The following is a 22,591-nucleotide window of genomic DNA, read 5'->3' on the forward strand; positions in this document are numbered from 1 at the left end:
CGTAGCGAGTGTAGATGCACGCAGGCATCGCAACAATCCGCTGATTGCGCCATTCATCATGGTGTTTACCGTGGTGTTGGCGTTCTTTGCCGGTTATGTCTAGACTGGCCGGGTTCTTGTCGGGGTGCCTTGCTATGAGGCTGAGATCGAATAATTTCGGATCCCGTTGAACCTGATCAGGTTAGCGCCTGCGTAGGGAACAAGATTTCTCGTCACCCGGCGAGTCCTCTTGTGCTTCGTCCGGGATGTTGTTCGACAATCGAACACCCCTCGAGCATCGAGCACAGCACCTGCTGGAATTTCCAGCGCCCGTGCGTCCATTCGTTTACAGGTTCGCTCCGACAAAAATCCACCGCCTGGATGTGTGTCTGGAGAGCCCGTGATGACTACAAAATCAAAAATCGCAACCAACCTGAGTGACTCGGCCAAGGTCGATCAGCAATCGGTTCAGCCGTTTACCCGCTCGCAAAAAATCTATGTTCAGGGCACACGCCCCGACATCCTCGTGCCGATGCGCGAAATCAGCCTGGATGTGACCCCGACCGACTTCGGCGGCGAAATCAACGCGCCGGTGGTGGTATATGACACCTCGGGCCCGTACACCGACCCCAACGTCACCATTGACGTGCGCAAAGGCCTGGGCGATGTGCGGTCGCCGTGGATCGAGTCCCGTGGCGACACCGAGCGTCTGTCCGGCCTGAGCTCCAACTTCGGTCAGGAACGCCTCGCTGACCCGGAGCTGACCAAGCTGCGTTTCGCCCACGTCAACAACCCGCGTCGCGCCAAGCCGGGTGCCAACGTCAGCCAGATGCACTACGCCCGTAAAGGCATCATCACCGCCGAGATGGAATACGTCGCCATCCGCGAAAACATGAAGCTCGAAGTGGCCCGCGCCGCCGGCCTGCTGGACCAGCAACACGCCGGCCACAGCTTTGGCGCCAGCGTGCCGAAAATCATCACCCCGGAATTCGTCCGTGAAGAGATCGCCCGCGGTCGCGCGATCATTCCGGCCAACATCAACCACACCGAACTGGAACCGATGATCATCGGCCGTAACTTCCTGGTGAAGATCAACGGCAACATCGGCAACAGTGCCTTGGGTTCGTCCATCGAAGAAGAAGTGGCGAAGCTGACCTGGGGCATTCGCTGGGGTTCGGACACGGTCATGGACCTGTCCACCGGCAAGCACATCCACGAAACCCGCGAATGGATCATCCGTAACTCGCCGGTGCCGATCGGTACCGTGCCGATCTATCAGGCACTGGAGAAGGTCAATGGCGTCGCCGAAGACCTGACCTGGGAGTTGTTCCGCGACACACTGATTGAACAGGCCGAGCAGGGCGTCGACTACTTCACCATCCACGCCGGCGTGTTGCTGCGCTACGTGCCGCTGACTGCCAAGCGCGTGACCGGCATCGTCTCCCGTGGCGGTTCGATCATGGCCAAGTGGTGCCTGGCGCACCACAAGGAAAACTTCCTCTACACCCATTTCGAAGACATCTGCGAAATCATGAAGGCCTACGACGTCAGCTTCTCGCTGGGCGATGGCCTGCGTCCGGGCTCGATTGCCGACGCCAACGACGAAGCGCAATTCGGTGAGCTGGAAACCCTCGGCGAGCTGACCAAAATCGCCTGGAAACATGACGTGCAGTGCATGATCGAAGGCCCGGGCCACGTGCCGATGCAGTTGATCAAAGAGAACATGGACAAGCAGCTGGAGTGCTGCGACGAGGCGCCGTTCTACACCCTCGGCCCACTGACCACCGACATCGCCCCAGGCTACGACCACATCACTTCCGGTATCGGTGCGGCGATGATCGGCTGGTTCGGTTGCGCCATGCTCTGCTACGTGACGCCGAAGGAGCACTTGGGCCTGCCGAACAAGGATGACGTGAAGACCGGGATCATCACCTACAAGATCGCCGCTCACGCCGCCGACCTGGCCAAAGGGCATCCGGGGGCACAGATTCGCGACAACGCCTTGAGCAAGGCGCGTTTCGAATTCCGCTGGGAAGACCAGTTCAACCTGGGCCTTGATCCAGACACCGCGCGCTCGTACCACGATGAAACCCTGCCGAAGGATTCGGCCAAGGTCGCGCATTTCTGCTCCATGTGCGGGCCGAAATTCTGCTCGATGAAGATCACCCAGGAAGTCCGTGAATATGCGGCCAACCAGCGGATCGAAACCGTCGATGCCGAAGTCGCCAAGGGACTGGCGGAACAGGCTGAGCGGTTCAAGCAGGAAGGCAGTCAGCTGTACAAGAAGGTTTGATCTGACCGGCGCACTCGGGTGCGCCGCTTACCCTTGTGGCGAGGGAGCTTGCTCCCGCTCGGCTGTGAAGCAGTCGTAAAATCGGTAATCGCAACCTGACTGTCAGACCGCGGTGACTTGTTTTGGGTCTGCTTCGCAGACCAGCGGGAGCAAGCTCCCTCGCCACAAAGGGTGGTCAACACCACAACACATGTTCCTCTGAGATAACACCCTTTGAGCATTCAACCCAGCACTTACTCCCCGGATACCGCCGTGCCGACCGACAAGCGCGTCTTCGGCGGTCGGGATCTGTTTTCCCTGTGGTTCTCCCTCGGCATCGGCCTGATGGTATTGCAGACCGGCGCGCTGCTCGCACCGGGTCTGGGCCTGTCCGGTTCATTGCTGGCGATTTTTCTCGGCACGCTGGTCGGCGTGCTGTTGCTGGCCGCTGTCGGCGTGATCGGCAGTGACACCGGCCTGTCATCGATGGCCGCGCTCAAACTCAGCCTCGGTGCAAAAGGCGCGAGCCTTCCGGCGGTGCTGAACCTGCTGCAACTGATCGGTTGGGGTTCGTTCGAAATCATCGTGATGCGCGACGCCGCCAGCCTGCTCGGCGCCCGTGCATTCAGCGAAGGCAGCCTGTGGTCGAACCCGCTGCTATGGACGCTGTTCTTCGGTGCACTGGCGACTTTGCTGGCGGTCAGCGGTCCGCTGACCTTCGTGCGCAAGATCCTGCGCAAGTGGGGCATCTGGCTGTTGCTGGCCGCGTGCATCTGGCTGACCTGGAACCTGTTCGCCAAGGCCGACCTGGCGGCGTTGTGGGCGCAGGCCGGTGATGGTTCGATGCCGTTCGCCGTGGGCTTCGACATTGCGATCGCGATGCCGCTGTCCTGGCTGCCGCTGATTGCCGACTACTCGCGCTTCGGCAAGCGTGCGAAGAATGTGTTCGGCGGTACGGCGCTGGGTTTCTTTATCGGTAACTTCTGGCTGATGAGCCTGGGCGTGGCGTATACCCTGGCGTTCGCGCCGAGTGGTGAAGTGAATGCCTTGCTGCTGGCGCTGGCCGGTGCGGGCCTGGGGATTCCGTTGCTGCTGATTCTGTTGGATGAATCAGAAAATGCCTTTGCCGATATTCATTCGGCGGCGGTGTCCAGCGGGATTCTGCTGCGCTTGAAAGTCGAGCATCTGGCCCTGGCCATCGGCGTGATCTGCACACTGATCGCTTGCCTGGCGCCATTGGCCCAGTACCAGAATTTCCTGCTGTTGATCGGTTCGGTGTTTGCGCCGCTGTTCGGCGTGGTGCTGGTGGATCACTTCATCCTGCGCAAACGCAGTGCCCGTGTGGCATCGGCTGCCTTGCGCTGGCCGGCGTTGCTCGCCTGGCTGGGCGGGGTGAGCACTTATCACTTGCTGGCCAATCTCTATCCGGACATCGGCGCAACCCTGCCGTCGCTGGTATTGGCAGGGCTGCTGCAACTGGTGCTTGGTCGAGCCTTCAGCTACGGCCGGGAAACAGCTCAGGCTTGAGAATGCCGTTCAGGCGTGGGTAGGGGATCTTCAGTTCGACGTGGCCCAATGCGTAAGGCGCAAGGGTGCTCACCTCGTACTTGAGGATCACCCCGCCGTACGTCAACGCTACGTTCTGGGTTTTCACGAAGGGCCAGCTCTTGACGAACTCTGGCTCCTGATCGAGTTTGGTGCTGATCAGCCAGCTGTTGTGCGCCACCTGGGCCGCTTTCCAGAACGCTTCTTCCTGCCCCGGAATCACCATATCCGACAGCGTCAGCACTTTATGCTGCTGACGCGAGTAGTTGATGAAACCGCGGCCCGGCGTGCCATGCGCACCGCCACTGTCCAGATAGCTGGACAATTCAATGATCACCAAGCCGTCATGCTGCTCACGTACCTTGGCTTGCAAGTAGCTGCTGTAGCGCGGCTCGGCACTGCTCAAAAATTGCTCGCGATACGCCGCCAGTGTCGGCGCTACAGGGGCGTCGGGTGAGGTGCGGGTCATTTGCAGCAAACGTTTTTCGATGATGCCGTCAAGCGCAGGCTCAGCCGGGAAGTGCAGCGTATCGATGTTCACCAGCGGGCAGTCAGGGTTGGCGCAACCCGGTTTCAGCTGTTCGGAAGCGTCGCGGGTGGTTTCCAGCGGCGCCCGGTAATTGGGCTGGAAAAGACTCTGGCACGCACCCAGGGTCAGGGCGATGGCGGCCACGGAGGCGATCTTGAAAAGCGACATGGGCGTCCTTAATGAAACAGGGGAAGGCGAAAAGTTACCCGCTTCGACTCTCAACGAGGTAGTCAGTTCGCCACTAAGCTAATTAGAGTTGGTTTCGCCCTCACCGTCTATCCCGCTGACTGTAAAGGGGCTGCATCAAACATCGCGGGCGCGTTAGGATGGCGCGAAGTCGAGGTTGCAAGTAACCAAAAGGAGCCTCGTAACGGATTTGCAGTAAACGAGGATTGTCATGACTGATTTTGCCAACGCCATTCCGACCGCCGTTGATATCGTTCGGCGCGAAAAGTGCTACGAGGGCTTCTACAAGCTCGACCGCGTGCACTTGCGCCACGAATTGTTTGACGGTGGCATGAGTCGCGAGATCAATCGTGAAGTGTTCTTGCGCCACGATGCGGTGTGTGTGCTGCCTTATGATCCACTGCGCGACGAAGTGGTGCTGATCGAGCAGTTTCGCGTCGGCGCCATGGGCAAGACTGACAATCCGTGGCTGATCGAACTGGTCGCCGGTCTGATCGACAAGGATGAAATACCAGAAGAAGTTGCTCACCGCGAAGCGCAGGAGGAAGCTGGACTTGTATTCGGGGCGCTCTGGCCGATGACCAAATATTTTCCATCGCCGGGTGGCAGTAACGAGTTTGTGCACTTGTACCTGGGGCGTTGTGACAGTGCCGGGGTTGGCGGCCTGCATGGGCTGGAGGAAGAGGCTGAAGATATTCGCGTCACGGTCTGGGCTTTCGAAGATGCCCTGCAAGCCGTGCGTGACGGACGTATTGCCAACGCAGCGAGCATCATTGCCTTGCAGTGGTTGGCTTTGAACCGCGTGGAAGTGAGGGGGTTATGGTCGTAAACAAGCTGCGCGATCGCTATCGGGTTGATCTCGTGGGGCTGCAAGCTTCCTGCGAGGCCAACTACGCGCGCCTGATGCGACTGTTGCCGGACATGCGCAACGATCCGGCGGCCCGGCGCATTGCCGTGACCCAGGGTGACCAGATGCTGGGCGTGCTGGCCCTGGAAGTGCTGCAAGCCTGTCCATACACCACCACCCTGCAAGTGCGTCAGGAACACAGCCTGCCCTGGTTGCCGGTGCCGCAACTGGAAGTGCAGGTGTATCACGACGCGCGCATGGCTGAAGTTATCAGTGCCGAACATGCACGACGCTTTCGCGGCATCTATCCTTACCCGAACGCCGCGATGCATCAGCCGGACGAAAAGGCTCAACTCAATCTGTTCCTGGGGGAATGGCTGAGTCATTGCCTGGCTTGCGGACACGAGTACGCCGTTGTGCGCTAAGAGTGCTGTGTAGTTGTGAACTGCTTCCGGTTCACAGGTTTCCTCTTTTGATCGTCCCCCAGCATAATTGCGGCACTTTCCAATCCCGTGATCACGCCCTGGGAGAACGCCTTGCCGAGCGTATCCACTTTGACCACCGCCGATCCGGCGTTGCTGGTGCAACTCTCCGACAGTCATCTGTTTGCCGAGGCGGACGCGACGTTGCTGGGCATGAATACCCGCGACAGCCTGCAACAGGTGATTGAGTTGGTATTGAAGCAGCAACCGCAGATCGATCTGATGATTGCCACTGGCGATCTGTCCCAGGACGGGACGCTGGAGTCGTACCAGCTGTTTCGCGACCTGACCCGGCAGATCGATGCCCCGGCGCGCTGGATCCCCGGTAATCACGACGAGCCGCGGATCATGGCCGAGGCGGCGGTGCACAGTGCATTGCTGGAGTCGGTGGTGGACATCGGCAACTGGCGGGTGACGTTGCTCGATTCGGCGGTGCCGGGTTCGGTGCCGGGGTATTTACAGGATGAGCAGTTGCAATTGCTCGTGCGCTCGTTGAGCGAGGCGCCGCAGCGGCATCATCTGGTGTGTTTCCATCATCATCCGGTGTCGATCGGGTGTGCGTGGATGGAGCCCATTGGATTGCGCAATCCAGAGGCGTTGTTCGCGGTGCTGGATCGATTTGCGCAGGTGCGTGCGGTGCTTTGGGGGCATGTTCATCAGGAGATTGATCAAGAGCGCAACGGTGTTCGCCTGATCGCATCGCCCTCGACCTGCATCCAGTTCGAGCCGGGCAGCGACGATTTCAAGGTGAGTGAGCAGGCGCCGGGGTATCGGTGGTTGCGGCTGTTGCCCGATGGTCAGCTTGAAACTGGCGTTGAGCGCGTGACCGGGTTCGATTTCCAGATTGATTACGGCTCCAACGGCTACTGATTTCTTTGTCATTTTCAAAGGCCGAGGCGTGGCCATCGCGAGCTTGCCCGCGATGGCATTCGCTCAGGCGACATGAATCCCACGCATGTCCCCGATTCCCCCCGAGTCCCTGTAAACTCCGCCTTCTTTACCCGACGCACAGGGAGCTCAAATGTCTGGTTCGATCCTTTATATCCATGGTTTCAACAGCGCGCCGGCGTCGAAAAAGGCCTGTCAGTTGATGAATGTGATGGAGCGGCTGGGCTTGAGCGATCAGTTGCGTGTACCGGCCCTGCATCACCATCCCCGCGAGGCCATCGCTCAGCTGGAACAGGCGATTGTGGAGCTGGGGCGGCCACTGCTGGTCGGCAGCTCACTCGGCGGCTACTATGCGACTCACTTGGCCGAGCGCCATGGCTTGAAAGCCCTGTTGATCAACCCTGCCGTCAGCCCGCACCGGATGTTCGACGGGTTTCTGGGGACGCAGAAAAACCTGTATACCGATGAGACCTGGGAAATGACCCACGACCACGTGACGGCCCTGGCCGAGCTGGAAGTGCCGGCGCCCCAGGATCCGCAGCGGTTTCAGGTATGGTTGCAAACTGGCGATGAAACACTGGACTATCGCCTCGCCCAGCAATATTACCGGGCCTGTGCCTTGCGCATTCAGGCCGGCGGCGACCATAGTTTCCAGGGTTTTGCCGCGCAACTGCCGGCAATATTGAGTTTTGCCGGCATCGGCGCAGATTTGTATCAGGCGATCGATTTCACAGCACTGTGATCATTGCCCCCTATTTTCACTGAACACTGACGACGAGACCCCATGGCCACTCCCAGCGCTAGCTCTTATAACGCAGACGCCATCGAAGTCCTCTCGGGCCTCGACCCGGTGCGCAAACGCCCCGGCATGTACACCGACACCAGTCGGCCGAACCACCTCGCCCAGGAAGTCATCGACAACAGCGTCGACGAAGCCTTGGCCGGGCACGCGACGTCGGTGCAGGTCATCCTGCACGCCGATCACTCCCTGGAAGTCAGCGATGACGGCCGTGGCATGCCGGTGGACATTCACCCGGAAGAAGGTGTTTCGGGCGTCGAGCTGATCCTCACCAAACTCCATGCGGGCGGCAAGTTTTCCAACAAGAACTACCAGTTCTCCGGCGGTTTGCACGGGGTGGGTATTTCCGTGGTCAATGCCTTGTCGACCGAAGTCCGGGTGCGTGTCAAACGCGACGGCAACGAATACCAGATGACCTTCGCCGACGGTTACAAGAAAACCGAGCTGGAAGTAGTCGGCACCGTCGGCAAGCGCAATACCGGCACCAGCGTGTTTTTCGCACCAGACCCGAAGTATTTCGATTCGCCGAAATTCTCCATCAGCCGCCTCAAGCACGTGCTCAAGGCCAAGGCCGTTCTGTGCCCGGGGCTGCTGGTCAGTTTTGAAGACAAGGCCACCGGCGAGAAAGTCGAATGGCATTACGAAGACGGCCTGCGCTCCTACCTGGTAGACGCCGTCAGCGAATTCGAACGCCTGCCGGACGAGCCGTTCTGCGGCAGCCTGGCCGGTAACAAGGAAGCCGTCGATTGGGCGTTGCTGTGGTTGCCCGAGGGTGGCGACAGCGTTCAGGAAAGCTACGTCAACCTGATCCCGACAGCCCAGGGCGGTACCCACGTCAACGGTCTGCGTCAGGGCTTGCTCGACGCCATGCGCGAGTTCTGCGAGTTCCGCAGCCTGTTGCCGCGTGGTGTGAAGCTGGCGCCGGAAGACGTCTGGGAGCGTATCGCTTTCGTCCTGTCGATGAAGATGCAGGAACCACAATTCTCCGGCCAGACCAAGGAGCGCCTGTCATCCCGTGAAGCGGCCGCCTTCGTTTCCGGCGTGGTCAAGGATGCTTTCAGCCTGTGGCTCAACGCCAACCCGGAAACCGGCATGTTGCTGGCCGAGCTGGCGATCAACAACGCCGGCCGTCGTCTGAAGGCCAGCAAGAAGGTCGAGCGCAAACGCATTACCCAAGGGCCGGCATTGCCGGGCAAGCTCGCCGACTGCGCCGGGCAGGACCCGATGCGTTCCGAGCTGTTCCTGGTGGAAGGTGACTCCGCAGGCGGTTCGGCCAAGCAAGCGCGGGACAAAGAATTTCAGGCGATCCTGCCGTTGCGCGGCAAGATCCTGAACACCTGGGAAGTCGACGGCAGCGAAGTACTGGCCAGCCAGGAAGTGCACAACATCGCCGTGGCGATTGGTGTCGACCCGGGCGCGGCGGACATGAGCCAGTTGCGTTACGGCAAGATCTGCATCCTCGCCGACGCCGACTCCGACGGTCTGCACATCGCCACCTTGCTCTGCGCCTTGTTCGTCCAGCATTTCCGCCCACTGGTGGAGGCTGGTCACGTCTACGTCGCGATGCCGCCGCTGTACCGTATCGACCTGGGCAAAGAGATCTACTACGCCCTCGACGAGGCCGAGCGCGACGGCATCCTCGATCGCCTGGTGGCCGAGAAGAAACGCGGCAAGCCGCAGGTCACCCGATTCAAGGGCCTGGGTGAAATGAACCCGCCACAGTTGCGCGAAACCACCATGGACCCGAACACGCGGCGTCTGGTGCAACTGACGCTGGGTGAAGATTTCGCCGAGACCTCGGAAATGATGGACATGCTGCTGGCGAAAAAACGCGCGGGCGATCGCAAGACCTGGCTGGAATCCAAAGGCAACTTGGCCGAGGTTCTGGGCTGATGCGCTTTGGCTGGGCCCTGGCGTGTGCGTTGCTGCTGACTTCGGTGACGATTTGCGCGGAACCCGCGCCAGAGCTGCGCCTGTTGTCCGAACATGCCGTCGACGGCATGCGCGGCGGCAATCTGTCGGGGCTGGCCCAGTGTGGCAAGGAGCTGTGGACCGTTTCGGATCGCGACGATGATCAAATCTATCGCCTCGACACCCGCAACCCCACCTGGCAAGCCGAAACCGTGCACATTGACGTACCCCTGGTGCCCGACACCGGTTTGCCTTGGGGCTTGCGTGCGCGGACTTGGGCGGCATCGTTCGTGCGGGGCGGGGATCTGGATTTCGAAGGCATCACCTGTGACAGCGCGGGCAATCGTTATATCGTCAGCGAAGGCCACGCCGCGGTGTTGCAAGTACCGCCAACCGGGCCTGCGTCCTGGCTGAAAATCTCGCCGATGCTGGTGCGCGAAGCGCGGGCGAGCGGCATGTTGTTGCACTTCAATGCGTTGTTCGAAGGCCTGGCGATCAATCCGGCCGGTGACACGCTGTGGCTGGCCGCCGAACGTGAGCGCCGCGGTTTGCTGCTGATCAAGCGCCAGCAAACAGTGTGGGACTGCGACGGTAGCTGTGTGCTGCTGAGTGAAGGCGGGGTGGAAATGCAGCCAGCGCAATTTCCCCACGCCAGAGCGCGCCCTCGGGATTTTTCTGATCTGTCATTGTTCGACGGCAAGCTGTTTACCCTTGAGCGCAACGCCTTTCAGATCTGTCGCCGTGATGCGGTGACGACCAAGGTCGAGCGCTGCTGGTCGTTTGCTGCCGAGGCCTTGCAGGAAAACCGTCGTTATTCACAGCCCTTTGGGCTGGCGGAAGCGTTGATCGTGGACGTCGACGGTGCCTGGATCGGTATCGACAACAACTACGGTGCGCGCGCCGACGGTGAAGTACGGCCGATTGTGTGGCGCTTTGCCGCGCCTGAAGGTGGCTGGAGTGCCAAGCCATGAGTCAGCAACCGCCGGGCAAACGCGCCGGTCGGGTGTTGATGGTGCTGGCCTGGGGCGCCGCGCTGTTTCTGGCAACGCGGTTCTTCGGTCAATGGGAGGAGCGTCAACAGAATCCCAACACCGTCGTCAGCTCTGAGCAGGGCCAGGGTTTTATCGAGGTGAAGCTGATCGGTAACAGCCAGGGGCATTTTGTCGCCACCGGCCAGATCAACGGCCAGCCCGTGGAGTTCATGCTCGATACCGGCGCAACCGATGTGTCGATCCCGGCCGAAATGGCTGAACGATTGAAACTGGAAAAAGGCTTCGGGGTGACCCTGAGCACGGCCAATGGCTTGAGTGAGGGTTATCGGACCCGCCTCGACCGGCTGCAACTGGGCGCCATCGTGCTGCGTGACGTTCGCGCGCTGGTGGCGCCCGGTTTGCACGGCAATCAAGTGCTGCTCGGCATGAGCGCACTGAACAAACTTGAATTTACCCAGCGCGGTGGCACCATGCTGCTGCGCCAGACCACGAAATAATGAGGCCCGCATGAGCGACTCCCTTGATCTCAGCCTGGACGGTGTAGAACGCCGGTCACTGGCTGACTTCACCGAAAATGCCTACCTCAACTACTCCATGTACGTGATCATGGACCGTGCCTTGCCGCATATCGGCGACGGCCTGAAACCGGTACAGCGACGCATCGTCTATGCGATGAGCGAGTTGGGGCTGGACGCCGATTCCAAGCACAAGAAGTCGGCGCGTACCGTCGGTGACGTGCTCGGTAAATTCCACCCCCACGGCGACTCGGCGTGCTACGAAGCCATGGTGCTGATGGCCCAGCCGTTCAGCTACCGCTACACGCTGGTCGACGGCCAGGGTAACTGGGGTGCGCCGGATGATCCCAAGTCCTTCGCGGCCATGCGTTACACCGAAGCGCGGCTGTCGCGTTATTCCGAAGTGCTGCTCAGCGAACTGGGCCAGGGCACGGCGGACTGGGGCCCGAACTTCGACGGCACCCTGGAAGAACCTCTGGTGTTGCCGGCCCGTTTGCCGAACATCCTGCTCAACGGCACCACCGGTATCGCCGTGGGCATGGCCACCGACGTCCCGCCGCATAACCTGCGCGAAGTCGCGACCGCTTGCGTGCGCTTGCTGGATGAACCGAAAGCCACGGTCGAGCAGCTCTGCGAACACATTCAGGGGCCGGATTATCCGACCGAAGCGGAAATCATCACGCCGCGCGCCGACCTGCTGAAAATCTACGAAACCGGTCGCGGTTCGGTGCGCATGCGCGCTGTTTACCACGTCGAAGACGGCGACATCGTCGTGACGGCGCTGCCGCACCAGGTCTCTGGTGCCAAAGTGCTCGAGCAGATTGCCGCGATGATGCAGGCCAAACCGTCGAAAGCCCCGCAGATCGCGGACTTGCGCGACGAGTCGGACCACGAGAACCCTTGTCGCATCGTGATTATTCCGGTCAACAGCCGGGTCGATCACGAAGCGCTGATGCAGCACCTGTTCGCGACCACCGAGCTGGAATCCAGCTACCGGGTCAACATCAATATCATTGGCCTCGACGGCAAGCCGCAGCTCAAGAACCTGCGTGCATTGCTGGTGGAATGGCTGGAATTCCGCGTGCGGACCGTGCGTCGACGCCTGCAATTCCGTCTGGACAAGGTCGAGCGTCGCCTGCACCTGTTGGACGGCTTGCTGATTGCCTACCTCAACCTGGATGAAGTGATCCACATCATCCGTACCGAGGAGCATCCGAAGGCCAGTCTGATCGAGCGTTTCGCCCTGAGCGAGATCCAGGCCGATTACATTCTCGACACCCGTTTGCGTCAGTTGGCGCGACTGGAAGAAATGAAGCTGCGTGCCGAGCAGGACGAACTGCTCAAGGAGCAGGCCAAGCTGCAAGCCCTGCTGGGCAGCGAAGCCAAGCTGAAGAAACTGGTACGCAGCGAGCTGATCAAAGACGCCGAAACCTATGGCGACGACCGTCGTTCGCCAATCGTCGAGCGCGCCGAAGCCAAAGCGATGACCGAGCACGATCTGCTGCCGAACGAGAAAGTGACGGTCGTGTTGTCGGAAAAAGGCTGGGTTCGCTCCGCCAAAGGTCACGACATCGATGCTACCGGGCTGTCCTACAAGGCCGGGGATGGCTTCAAGACCTCGGCGGCCGGGCGTTCCAACCAGTTTGCGGTGTTTATCGACTCCACCGGCCGCAGTTATTCGGTTGCATCCCACACACTGCCGTCGGCCCGTGGCCAGGGTGAACCGCTGACCGGCCGTCTGACGCCGCCACCAGGGGCGAGCTTCGAATGCGTGCTGATGCCTGAAGACGATGCGCTGTACGTGATCGCATCCGACGCCGGTTACGGTTTCGTGGTCAAGGGCGAAGACCTGCAAGCCAAGAACAAGGCGGGCAAGGCCCTGTTGAGCCTGCCGAACAACGCCAAGGTCATCCTGCCGCGTCCAGTGGCCGACCGTGAACACAACTGGCTGGCCTCGGTGACCACCGAGGGTCGCCTGCTGATCTTCAAAATCAGCGATCTGCCACAATTAGGTAAAGGTAAAGGGAATAAGATCATCGGGATTCCCGGTGAGCGTGTTGCCAGTCGCGAAGAATATGTCACGGACATCGCTGTTTTGCCGGAGGGCGCCACTTTGGTGCTGCAGGCCGGCAAACGTACCTTGTCACTGAAGGCGGACGACCTTGAACACTATAAAGGTGAGCGTGGGCGTCGCGGTAACAAACTGCCACGGGGCTTCCAGAGGGTGGATGCGCTGTTCGTCGAAAACCTCAATTAAGCGTCCTAGAGCGCTCGATCTACGATTTGACGCGTAGATCGACGCTTTGGCGCTGGAGTCGGAACGCATATTCACGGATGATATGGCCTTTCAAGCGCCGGCGTAGCCGAGTGTTCTTCATATTTTTTGAGTATTTTCACTGTGGTGAGCCTTGTGGCAGCCACCTGGATGGGACGATGACTGCTCTGCGCCTTCCTTTTATTTTGATGCTCGCTGGCGTTCTTGGCCTGGCGGGTTGCAGCGTGCACCAGCCGGTGTCGCTGTATCAGCTGGACAGCGGAAGTCCGGCTCAGCCTGCGCAAAGCGCGGGCATGGCGGTATTGTTGGGCCCGGTAACGGTTGCTGATTACCTGCAACGCGAAACCTTGTTGCAGCGTCAGCCGGATGGCAGCCTTCAAGCATCGGCCGACGGTCGTTGGGCGGGCAGCCTGTCGTCGGACATCGATCAGCTGTTGCTGCGTCAGGTCGCTGGTCATCTGGACAGCCAACGCGTTGTCCTGGCACCTGCGACAGTGGGCTTCACGCCGGATGTTCAGGTTCTGCTGACCATCACCCGTCTGGACTCGGGTGTGTCGCAACCGGCGATCCTGGACGCGCAATGGCGCCTGATCGATCGTCGTGGTCAGGTGCGTGATAACCGTATCGTTCATCTGCAGGAGCAGCACTCCGGCGGCACGGCGTCCCAGGTTCAGGCCCAGGGTGTGTTGCTGCAGCGTCTGGCCGAGCAACTGTCCACAGCGCTCAAGCCACTGGCCAACCAGCCACCGATCGCTGAAGCACCGCGTAAACCAGCTGCCAAACCGGCAGCACCGGCAGCAGAGCCCGAGAAACAGCCAAAGATCCCGATGGCCTCGCCGATTCGTACGGATATGGAAGTGTTCAGGTTCTGAGCCTGGATTGAGTCCAGAACAAAGCCCGCCTTGTGCGGGCTTTGTTGTTTTTGCGGGTTGGTTGTAGCAGCTCGGCAGCTGCTACAAGAGTTAAGGGGCAACAAAAAGCCCGCAGACGATCACTCATGTGCGGGCTTTGTTACAAGCAGGGGTCAAGGTTTATGCCCGGCGTTCGTGCATCCGCGCCAGTTGCCGCTCCAGCATCGATGGATAAGGCTCCATCAGGCGTTCTACGCAGCACGCCCCCTCAGGGCTTGCAATCGGGCGGATCCGCGCACGCTGGCGAATCAGCGCGTCATCGCTGATCTTGCGCTCCACCAGCAGCAGGTTGCGGCTATGTTGCGACAGGGCCAGCGCATCCTGAGCGGTTTCGGTCAGCAGCAGGTCGATCTGGCTCAAGCTGAACAGTTCGTCGCCCAGTGTCAGGCCCAACTGCAATTGCAGGGTGATGCCGCTGTCGGCGACTTCGATCTGCAATTGATGGCCCAGGGCGCGCAGCAGCTCACCGCAGCAGATGGCGTTGGTCAGGTAGTCATCGCCGCTGTCTTCGGTGTGGAACAGCATCAGTGTGCTGCCATCGTTCAGGGTGTGCAGTTCGCTCTGGTAGAGCGACGCCGCCTGATCGAGGCAATCGCGGTAGCGTTTGAGCAGCTCTTCCAGACGTGCGCGGGGCAGGCGACGCAGTTGATCCTGCGCGCCCAGTTGTACCGCCAGTACCGCGCTGTGTTGAGGTACGTTCGATACCTGCGGCTTTGCGATGGATTTCGGCGCATTGTCTGTCGAGTCGTCACGCAGATCGGCAAACGGGTCTTCGTCATCCTCGTCGTCTTCGACCGTGCTGACAATGCGTCGCGGAGCAGGCTTGAGACCTGCCACCGGTCGGCTTTCATCGAAGCTAGGATCACGCAGGTTGCGTACTTCGAAGGCCGGATCGGTCTCTTCGTCGTCATCGCTGTCGTTGAACTCGGGCTCTGGAACGGGCTCGGGTTCGGCCGGCTCCGGCGCGAAATTGGCGTGCAGCTGACGAGCCAGATCGCCGACTTCATCCTGACGCTCGGTGGCCGGGGTGTATTCGTCGATATTGCGCAGCCACACGCGCAATTGCAGCAGCGGCGTGGAGATATTGCGGCCCAGGCGCAGGCTCAAGGCCAGGGACAGCGCCAGCAGAATCGCGCTCAGAATGCCCATGCTTTGCAGGCTGATGGTCATCGGCTGCTGGAACTGATCCATGTCCAGGCTGATGCGCAGTTGCCCGGCGGTCACGTCCTGGAAGGTGATCTTGCTCTGGTACATGCCTTCGGCTTCGCCCAGCAGGCCGTGCTTGGGACGCTGACCGGCTTCGGCGAGGATGCGGTTATCCACGCTGTAGATGGCAGCGTGGGCCACCAGCTTGTTCTTGGTCAGGTTGTTGAGCAGCACATTCAGGCTGAGGATGTCGTTGGACACCAACAGCTCCGTGGCCGACGTAGCCGTCTGGGTAGTCAGGCTTTCGCCCAGGGCATCCGCCTGCTCGTGCATGGCCTGCTTGAACTGCAAACCCATCACGCAGGCATAGATCACCAGGGCCAGAGCGACCAGGATCACGTTATGGCTGGCAATGCGTAATGCGATCGGTACACGGCGATGACGCAGTGCCCGGAAGATCAGCAGAAAGAAGTTATCGGTTTTTACTGGCGTGGGCCGGTTCACTTGAGCTCGGCTCTTTGTCCGTGAAGTTGACGCGCAGTATAGCGACAGGCCCTAGGCCGTCAAAGCGCTCGCGGTGCCCGATGGTCACTGAAAATGGGTAGAATGCGGTTTTTTTCCACCTGCGGGGGTGCGCCTTGCGCGAAATCGTCCTGATAAACATCACGGGAGTCGACCGTCCGGGTCTGACTGCGGCCATAACCGGCGTTCTGGCCCAGGGTGGTGTGAACATTCTCGACATCGGTCAGGCGGTGATCCACGACACCCTGTCGTTCGGCATCCTGGTTGAAATTCCTGACACCGAGCAAGGCAACTCGGTGCTCAAAGACATCCTGTTCAAAGGCTATGAGCTTGAGCAACAAGTGCGTTTCACGCCGGTGTCCGAAGAGGATTACCAGCAGTGGGTCGGCAACCAGGGCAAGAAACGCCACATCGTCACCCTGTTGACCCGCAAAGTGACCGCCGAGCAATTGCAGCGTGTGAGTTCGATCACCGCCAAATACGGTCTGAACATCGACCATATCGACCGTCTGTCCGGGCGCATGCCGCTGGACACCCCGGCCGACAAGGGCAAGGGTTGCATCGAGTTTTCCGTGCGTGGCGAAGCGGCTGACCCGCAAGCGCTGCGGGCTGAATTCCTCAGCGTTGCGCAAGAGCTGAACGTCGACATCGCCTTCCAGGAAGATTCGCTGTTCCGCCGTAACCGTCGTCTGGCGGTGTTCGACATGGACTCGACGCTGATTGAAGCCGAGGTCATCGACGAACTGGCCAAGGCCGCCGGCGTTGGCGACCAGGTGTCCGCGATTACTGAGCGGGCGATGGCCGGCGAGCTGGACTTCCGCGCCAGCTTCAAGGAGCGCCTGGCCTTGCTGCAAGGGCTGGACGTCAGCGTGCTGGACTCCATCGGTGCTTCCCTGCGCCTGACCGAGGGCGCCGAAACCCTGTTCGCCGAACTCAAGCGCCTGGGCTACAAGACCGCGATTCTGTCGGGCGGCTTCACCTACTTCGCCAAGCAACTGCAAGCCAAGCTGGGCATCGACTATGTGTTCGCCAACGAACTGGAAGTGGTCGACGGCAAGGTCACCGGCGTGGCGGTCGAGCCGATTGTCGATGCGCAGCGCAAGGCGGATTTGCTGCGTGAGCTGGCGCATAAAGAAGGTTTGCGTCTGGAGCAGACGATTGCCGTCGGTGACGGTGCCAACGACCTGCCGATGCTGGCGATTGCCGGGCTGGGCGTAGCGTTCCGCGCCAAACCATTGGTCAAACAATCGGCGAAGCAGGCGATTTCCACCCTTGGGCTGGATGGCGTGCTGTATCTGCTGGGTTTCCGGGATCGCGACGGGCAGCTCTGAGTTTTCGACCGTCCGGGCGCCCCCATCGCGATCTTGCTCGCGATGGGGGCGCCTCGGTCTCTGGGCCCCGCCGCTATAGCGACTTCCACAACGAATCAAACTCTTGCGCTACCCCGACCACGCCGCCTTCCGCGGCGTTTTCGTTTCTGGCTACCTCCAGCGAGCGGTAGGCAAACTGATTGAAGCTGTTGGTGCTCGTCATCCGTCGCTCCAGCTCGGCCGGGCGTTCCTGGCCATTGGTGTTGATCAGCACCTTATTCCCTTCCTGGAACGGCAGGCGCGGGGTGAGCAGGGTGGCCGGCAGGTCGATGGCGCTGATGGCGGGCAGTAACAGCCCGCGCAAGTACTGGCTGTGTTCGTCGTCGGAGCGAATCAGTTGCAGGCCGCAGGGCTCGGCGTAAGGCGCAACCTGCTCGATACCCATCTGCGTGCCACCGCCCCGTACCTGGCGGATCCAGCGCACCACGGCAACGCTCCAGCCTTGACCGGCCGTATCCTCGATACCGACCATTTCGCCAGCCTGCAGTTCGGCAGGCACTGCGCCGGGCCAGGCCAGGCAATAACCGCCAGGGCTGTGATTGATCACCGGTAGCGCGTAGGTCGGGAAATGCTGTTGGCCGGACGCCTCGTGGTTGTCATGTTTCTGAAGGTGTGGATATTCGATCTCTTCGTAGGGCAGCAGCGTGTCTGCCGTGCCATGGGGGGCGGCGTCGAAGGCCTGTTTCCATTGGTCCTTGGCGCGTCCTGTCGGCTCGGTTGCCGAGAACTGCGCGGGACGGGCGCCGGGTTTTTTCAGGATGTCGTTGAACGGGCGTTTGCCACCGAGATAAAAGTGCAGGGCGCTCATGCCCACGCACAGGGTCAACGTGCCGTGGCCGACGGTGCGCTGGAAGCCGCGCTCGGAGGCCTGCCCCCAGGCGGCATGCAGGTGTTGCAGCGTATCCAGATTGAGGCCCATCGGAACCGGCAGCGGCGATGCCTTGTCGGCCGATTGTTGCAGATGGGTTTCGATGGCGGCGACCAGGGGCTGCGGGTCGATCCCCAACAAGCGCTCCTGGTGTTCGGCCGGGAACTTGGTGCGATAACGCGGGCCGCTGTCGAGGTCCGAGGCGACGGCAAACAGCCCGCTGTCCGGTTTGGCTGGTTGCAGTTTGATCCATTGGCTCCAGGGTTCCAGCACCTCGGCGAGCCGGGCGATCTGGTTCTGGCGCAGTTGATTGCAGCGTGAAGCGCCCAGCAGGAGGGCGACGACGTAGGTCTGCTCGATACTCAGGCTTTGCGTCTGGCTGGCCAGTTCATCGCGCACGCTCTGATGTTGCAGCTGATGTTCGCAGCCGATCCGGTACAGCTGATGCAGTTCCAGCCACAGCCCTTCGGGCGCCGGGCAATAGAGCTCAGTTGCGCGGATCAAAGTACCGTTCAAGCAATGGACGGCACGTTGCAATGACTGGGTCAGCAGCGGCGCACGGTCTTTACTGAAGCGCGGTGCGATGCGGACGACGATCTGCTTGTAGCCGATCGCCAAGTGGCTCTGCAGCACCTGGCAAAGGTTGGCGATTTTGCGCGAACGCTCGTCGAGCACAATGGCCTGATGCAGGAAATGCCGCTCCAGGTGCTTGCAGACGTAATACACCTCGGGCCGCAGCAATTCGAGCAATTGCAGGCGATTGTCGCTGGGTGTGAGCAACTGGTTGAGTTCGCTCAGGCCTTGATACAACTGGCGAGCGGTTTCACCGATGTTGGCTTTGGGCAGGTTGGCGATCCAGCGCTTGAGGTCGCGTGGCGTGGCTTCGCAGAAAGACAGGCGCGACTGCGTCGGGATCGGTGCGCGTAGCAGCAGGGCAGGATTGGTCTCATTCATGCCGTGGACAAACTCCGACCGTGAAATGGGCAACGAATGACTTTAACTGTAGCAGCTATGAACGCTGGAGGAGGGGGCGCAGCGGGAGGAAATGTCCGATCCCACGAAAGGCGTTCGTGGGATCGGATCGAGGGATCAGGCGGTTGGCAGGCCGATGCCCTGGCCCATCTGCACTGGCGAAAGGGCGCCCAGCCCTTCAGTCCATTTCACTTGATCCGGCCCGAACAGCACGACCGCCGTAGAACCGAGCTTGAAACGACCCAGTTCCGCACCTTTTTCCAAGTGAATCGGCGCACGGGCCGCTTCGTCGTAGCGGAAGGTTTTCAGCTCGCGTTTTGGCGGTGTGACCAAGCCAGCCCAAACGGTTTCGATCGACGCCACAATCATCGCACCCACCAGTACCACGGCCATCGGGCCGCGTTCAGTGTCGAAAATGCACGCTACACGCTCATTGCGGGCGAACAGTTCCGGAACGTTTTCAGCGGTGGTCTGGTTGACCGAGAAGATGCGGCCGGGGATGTAGACCATTTCGCGCAGGGTGCCGGCCAGCGGCATGTGCACACGGTGGTAGTCTTTCGGCGACAGGTAAATGGTGGCGAAATCGCCGCCCATGAAGGGCGCTGCGTTGGCTGCGTCGCCACCCAGCAGTTCCAGCACGCTGAAGCTGTGGCCCTTGGCCTGGAAAACGCGACCGTGTTCGATCGGGCCGAGCTGGCTGACGGCACCGTCGGCCGGGCTGAGGATCGCGCCCGGGGTTTGATCCAGCGGGCGAGCGCCGTCTTTCAAGGCGCGGGTGAAGAACGCATTGAAGTGCTCGTAAGCGGTCAGGTCTTCGACCAGCGCCTGGGACATGTCCACTTGATAACGCTTGGCGAACCAGGCAGTAAAGGCATTCTTGAACCAGCGCACGCGGCATTCGGCAATGCAGCCGGCCAGTCGCGAGAGCAAGTGATGGGGCAGCAGGTATTGGCTGAGGATAAACAAACGCTTATTCATTAACTGTCCTTGAAAAACTTAAATCTCTACGGGCGTGTCAGGGTGGTTGCCCCATTCGCCCCAGGAGCCGGCGTAGCCTTTGACCCGCGGATAACCGAGCGCCTTGGCCACCAGGTAGGTGAAGCCAGAACGATGGTGTGTCTGGCAGTGGGTAATGACTTCTTTGTCTTTGGTAATGCCGAGTTGTTCCAGGATTTTCGGCATGTCGGTGCGGATGCGCAGGTTGCGCGCCTGATCCATGCCAGCGGTCCACTCGAAATTGACCGCGCCGGGAATGTGCCCGCCCTTGGCCGCCAACACTTTCTCGCCGGAGTATTCCAGCGGGCCGCGTGCGTCCCAGATCGCCAGGTCAGCAGCGCCGAGGCGGCTTTGCAGGTATTCGCGGGTGGCGACAGGTTCGTCGTGCAGGGTCAGGGCGACCGGGCCGCCGACTGCCGGCGGGATCTGGATCGACATGGGCAAGCCTTCCGCCAGCCAGGCCGGCAGGCCGCCGTCGACATAGTGATATTTGCTGTGGCCGATGACATCCAGCAGCCAGATAAAGCGCCCGGCCCAACCGCCGCCTTCGTCGTCATAGACGACATAGACTGCATCGGGGTTGTGCCCCAGTTCGCCGAACAATGCTTCAAGCGCGGCGTGGGTCGGCAACAGGCCCGGCGCAGGCGCCTGACCCAGTTGAGTGCGTTTTGGATCGACAAAGCGTGCACCGGGGATATGCCCTTCGGCATAGCGGGCGCTGCTGGTCAGGTCCACCAGAATCAGTTCGCGGGAGTCGAGACGCGAGAGCAGGTCGCTCGGTTCGATCACCAGCGCCAAGCCAGAGAAGTCAGACATGTGAGGTCTCCAGAGCACAAAGGGGAGGATTGTAGCGCAGCGTCATGAGGGCCTGTTATCAGTTATTTTGGGGCAGGAAATAACTGATAACAGGCCCTAGCGGTGGCTAAAGCTGTGCAGGGCCTTTTCGATGCATTGAGCGGTTTTGCCGAACGCTTGCACGGTGATTTCCGAGAACGGTCCGCCGCCCTGATCCGCTACCACGATCATGATCACCCGGCCGTTGTTGACCAGTGAGCGCAGCAGCAGGTGTTCGCCGCTGAACTGTGAGCGCAGGCTGGCTGGCAGCAGGGCCGAGAATTGTGCGTTGTTGGCCGGCGTCAGGCGCACCTGGGCCTGTTGCGCGAGCAGGCGTTGCAGCACGGTGCTCTGACTGACCACCAGGTTCAGGCCGGCCACTTCCTTGGGCAGCCCGGCGGTCTGGTGCACACGCAAATTGGCGTGCGTGCGATCGGCCATCAGAATCATCACCCGGCGCATGCCACACGCCACCAGGGCGTCCCGGGCCGATGTGGTCAAGTGCATGGCATTGGTAAAGCGGCTCGGCTCCACCAGCAATTCGGCGCATTGCTTGCGCCACTTCGCCAGGTCTTCGGCGGTCGGTGCCGGTGCGGGCAACAAACCGGCATGCACGCGGTGCGCACCCGGTGGCCAGATCAGCGATTCGGCCGCGTGCCAGAGGTCCGGCATAGCGTGTTGACGAGCGCTGTTGGCGGCCTGCTGGTGCAATTGTTGTTGCACCTCATCCATCGGCATTTGCAGGTAAAGACTGGTCAGGTACTGCCAGCGCTCGCAGTGGGGGCTGTCCCAGGCCTGTTGTGCCGCCAACGCCAGACCGTTGGCCAGCAGCACGGTATTGGCAGGCTGATTGAGCCAGCGGCGTAACGTCGGGTCGTCATCAAGGCGGTTCTGTTGGCGCAATGGGTGGTCGCTGTCGCGCGCGATGCGCAGGACTTTCACCAGCTCACGTTGTTCGCTGCGCAGCAGCCGATAACCTTGCTGTACCCAGATCGGCAGGCGCCAGACGTCCACCAGTGCCAGACAGATGTCCAGCAGGCGCACGCCGAACAATTGCTTTTCGACTTTGCGTGCCGACTCGCCTTTATGGATAACCCGCAGCTCCCATTCTTCAAGCAACTGCGGGTGGGTCAGCGCCATGGGCCAGAGTGGCGAAAGAAACAGCAGGCTGCCCCAGTGGATGTCCTGCCACAGTCGCGCCAGGCGACTGGCGAAAAAGCCGTTGGCCTGTTGAGTGGCGTGCTGGCTGATCAGTTGAAGCTGGCGCAGGGCGACGGGGATTTGCAATTGGGGTTCGGCGGGCAGGCGGTCGAGCAGTTCTTCGGTGCGTTTCAAACCGAGGCGATTGATCGCCACCTCAAGGTTTTCAGCAGGCTCGGTCATGCTGCCATGGGTGTGACGGTTGGCTTCGCGAATCACGCTCAAGGCCAGGGCCGGGCTTTCCTGCATCAAGTCGGCGATGTCGCGCAGCGAGCTGCGGTTATCGCGGATGGCTTTGCAGACCCGGTCGTGGCTGGCTTGCGGAACCGGCAGGCGCACGCCATCGAGAAGCTTGACCCAGCCTTCAAGCGTGGTTGGTTTTGGCGTTGGGACGTTCGTTTCGTTAGCCATGTCTGGACGCGATCATCGTCTGCTTTACCTATGCCCTGAACGGGTCAAATTAGCTTTTCGCCTTAACTGGCTATAGTCTGGCGCAGTTTTGCCGATAAGTAGAAGAAGAGATTTTTTAACTTCCGAATATGACCTTGAACC

At 60.7% G+C, this 22,591-nt stretch carries 18 protein-coding genes and 1 riboswitch; of the genes, 12 read left to right on the top strand and 6 right to left on the bottom strand.

Features of this window, described 5'->3' with window-relative positions; all coding sequences use genetic code 11:
* Window positions 1–110: 110 nt before the first annotated feature.
* Window positions 111–216: riboswitch (TPP riboswitch) on the top strand.
* Between the two features lie 166 nt (window positions 217–382).
* Together thiC and cytX are read left to right on the top strand one after the other, a co-directional pair.
* Window positions 383–2,272: a phosphomethylpyrimidine synthase ThiC gene (gene thiC, locus PGR6_RS02310; RefSeq protein ID WP_064615999.1), complete on the top strand. Its 1,890-nt coding sequence runs from the start codon at window positions 383–385 to the stop codon at window positions 2,270–2,272.
* Between the two features lie 213 nt (window positions 2,273–2,485).
* Window positions 2,486–3,778: a putative hydroxymethylpyrimidine transporter CytX gene (gene cytX / locus PGR6_RS02315; RefSeq protein WP_064616000.1), complete on the top strand. Its 1,293-nt coding sequence runs from the start codon at window positions 2,486–2,488 to the stop codon at window positions 3,776–3,778.
* On the opposite strand, the gene PGR6_RS02320 is transcribed toward cytX, so the two are convergent.
* A complete protein-coding gene (locus tag PGR6_RS02320) occupies window positions 3,747–4,493 on the bottom strand; it encodes an RsiV family protein (RefSeq protein WP_064616001.1) in 747 nt (248 codons plus the stop codon). The genes cytX and PGR6_RS02320 overlap by 32 nt on opposite strands.
* 229 nt (window positions 4,494–4,722) lie before the next feature.
* On the opposite strand from PGR6_RS02320, the gene PGR6_RS02325 reads away from it, so the two are divergent.
* The 9 genes from PGR6_RS02325 (at window position 4,723) to PGR6_RS02365 (ending at window position 14,092) form a co-directional block, all read left to right on the top strand.
* A complete protein-coding gene (locus tag PGR6_RS02325) occupies window positions 4,723–5,340 on the top strand; it encodes an NUDIX domain-containing protein (RefSeq protein WP_018928528.1) in 618 nt (205 codons plus the stop codon).
* Complete coding sequence (locus PGR6_RS02330) at window positions 5,331–5,783, top strand: DUF1249 domain-containing protein (RefSeq protein ID WP_007939629.1); 453 nt, start codon at window positions 5,331–5,333, stop codon at window positions 5,781–5,783. The genes PGR6_RS02325 and PGR6_RS02330 overlap by 10 nt, the downstream gene beginning before the upstream one ends.
* A gap of 111 nt (window positions 5,784–5,894) precedes the next feature.
* Complete coding sequence (gene cpdA / locus PGR6_RS02335) at window positions 5,895–6,710, top strand: 3',5'-cyclic-AMP phosphodiesterase (RefSeq protein WP_064616002.1); 816 nt, start codon at window positions 5,895–5,897, stop codon at window positions 6,708–6,710.
* Window positions 6,711–6,861: 151 nt separating this feature from the next.
* Window positions 6,862–7,470, top strand: a complete 609-nt coding sequence (locus PGR6_RS02340) for a YqiA/YcfP family alpha/beta fold hydrolase (RefSeq protein ID WP_018928525.1) — start codon at window positions 6,862–6,864, stop codon at window positions 7,468–7,470.
* A gap of 42 nt (window positions 7,471–7,512) precedes the next feature.
* Window positions 7,513–9,420 (top strand): DNA topoisomerase IV subunit B, encoded by a 1,908-nt coding sequence (gene parE / locus PGR6_RS02345; RefSeq protein WP_018928524.1) that lies wholly within the window; start codon window positions 7,513–7,515, stop codon window positions 9,418–9,420.
* On the top strand, window positions 9,420–10,409 hold the full coding sequence (locus PGR6_RS02350; RefSeq protein WP_064616003.1) for an esterase-like activity of phytase family protein: 990 nt from the start codon (window positions 9,420–9,422) through the stop codon (window positions 10,407–10,409). The genes parE and PGR6_RS02350 overlap by 1 nt, the downstream gene beginning before the upstream one ends.
* The gene (locus PGR6_RS02355) at window positions 10,406–10,927 is read left to right on the top strand and encodes a retropepsin-like aspartic protease family protein (RefSeq protein ID WP_018928522.1); all 522 of its coding nucleotides are present in this window, start codon (window positions 10,406–10,408) and stop codon (window positions 10,925–10,927) included. The genes PGR6_RS02350 and PGR6_RS02355 overlap by 4 nt, the downstream gene beginning before the upstream one ends.
* Before the next feature lie 10 nt (window positions 10,928–10,937).
* On the top strand, window positions 10,938–13,202 hold the full coding sequence (gene parC, locus PGR6_RS02360) for a DNA topoisomerase IV subunit A (RefSeq protein WP_064616004.1): 2,265 nt from the start codon (window positions 10,938–10,940) through the stop codon (window positions 13,200–13,202).
* 176 nt (window positions 13,203–13,378) lie between these two features.
* Window positions 13,379–14,092, top strand: coding sequence for a PqiC family protein (locus tag PGR6_RS02365; RefSeq protein WP_018928520.1), 714 nt, complete (start codon window positions 13,379–13,381; stop codon window positions 14,090–14,092).
* A gap of 159 nt (window positions 14,093–14,251) precedes the next feature.
* Here PGR6_RS02365 and PGR6_RS02370 read toward each other — a convergent pair whose 3' ends face one another.
* Entirely contained in the window at window positions 14,252–15,781 is a 1,530-nt protein-coding gene (locus PGR6_RS02370; RefSeq protein WP_064616005.1) for an AhpA/YtjB family protein, read from the bottom strand.
* Window positions 15,782–15,915: 134 nt separating this feature from the next.
* Here PGR6_RS02370 and serB point away from each other — a divergent pair, with 134 nt between their 5' ends.
* Window positions 15,916–17,130 carry a phosphoserine phosphatase SerB gene (gene serB / locus PGR6_RS02375; protein WP_007939616.1) on the top strand — a complete coding sequence of 405 codons (1,215 nt, stop codon included), beginning with the start codon at window positions 15,916–15,918 and terminating at the stop codon, window positions 17,128–17,130.
* A gap of 73 nt (window positions 17,131–17,203) precedes the next feature.
* Here serB and PGR6_RS02380 read toward each other — a convergent pair whose 3' ends face one another.
* The 4 genes from PGR6_RS02380 to PGR6_RS02395 form a co-directional block, all read right to left on the bottom strand.
* Window positions 17,204–18,991 carry a hypothetical protein gene (locus tag PGR6_RS02380; RefSeq protein ID WP_064616006.1) on the bottom strand — a complete coding sequence of 596 codons (1,788 nt, stop codon included), beginning with the start codon at window positions 18,989–18,991 and terminating at the stop codon, window positions 17,204–17,206.
* Window positions 18,992–19,126: 135 nt separating this feature from the next.
* Window positions 19,127–19,987, bottom strand: coding sequence for an archaetidylserine decarboxylase (asd, locus tag PGR6_RS02385; protein WP_064616007.1), 861 nt, complete (start codon window positions 19,985–19,987; stop codon window positions 19,127–19,129).
* Window positions 19,988–20,005: 18 nt separating this feature from the next.
* Entirely contained in the window at window positions 20,006–20,821 is an 816-nt protein-coding gene (locus PGR6_RS02390; RefSeq protein ID WP_064616008.1) for a rhodanese-like domain-containing protein, read from the bottom strand.
* A 96-nt stretch (window positions 20,822–20,917) separates the two neighbouring features.
* Entirely contained in the window at window positions 20,918–22,450 is a 1,533-nt protein-coding gene (locus PGR6_RS02395) for an HDOD domain-containing protein (RefSeq protein ID WP_064616009.1), read from the bottom strand.
* Window positions 22,451–22,591 lie beyond the last annotated feature (141 nt).

It is taken from the genome of Pseudomonas sp. GR 6-02 (assembly GCF_001655615.1).
Taxonomy (GTDB): domain Bacteria; phylum Pseudomonadota; class Gammaproteobacteria; order Pseudomonadales; family Pseudomonadaceae; genus Aquipseudomonas.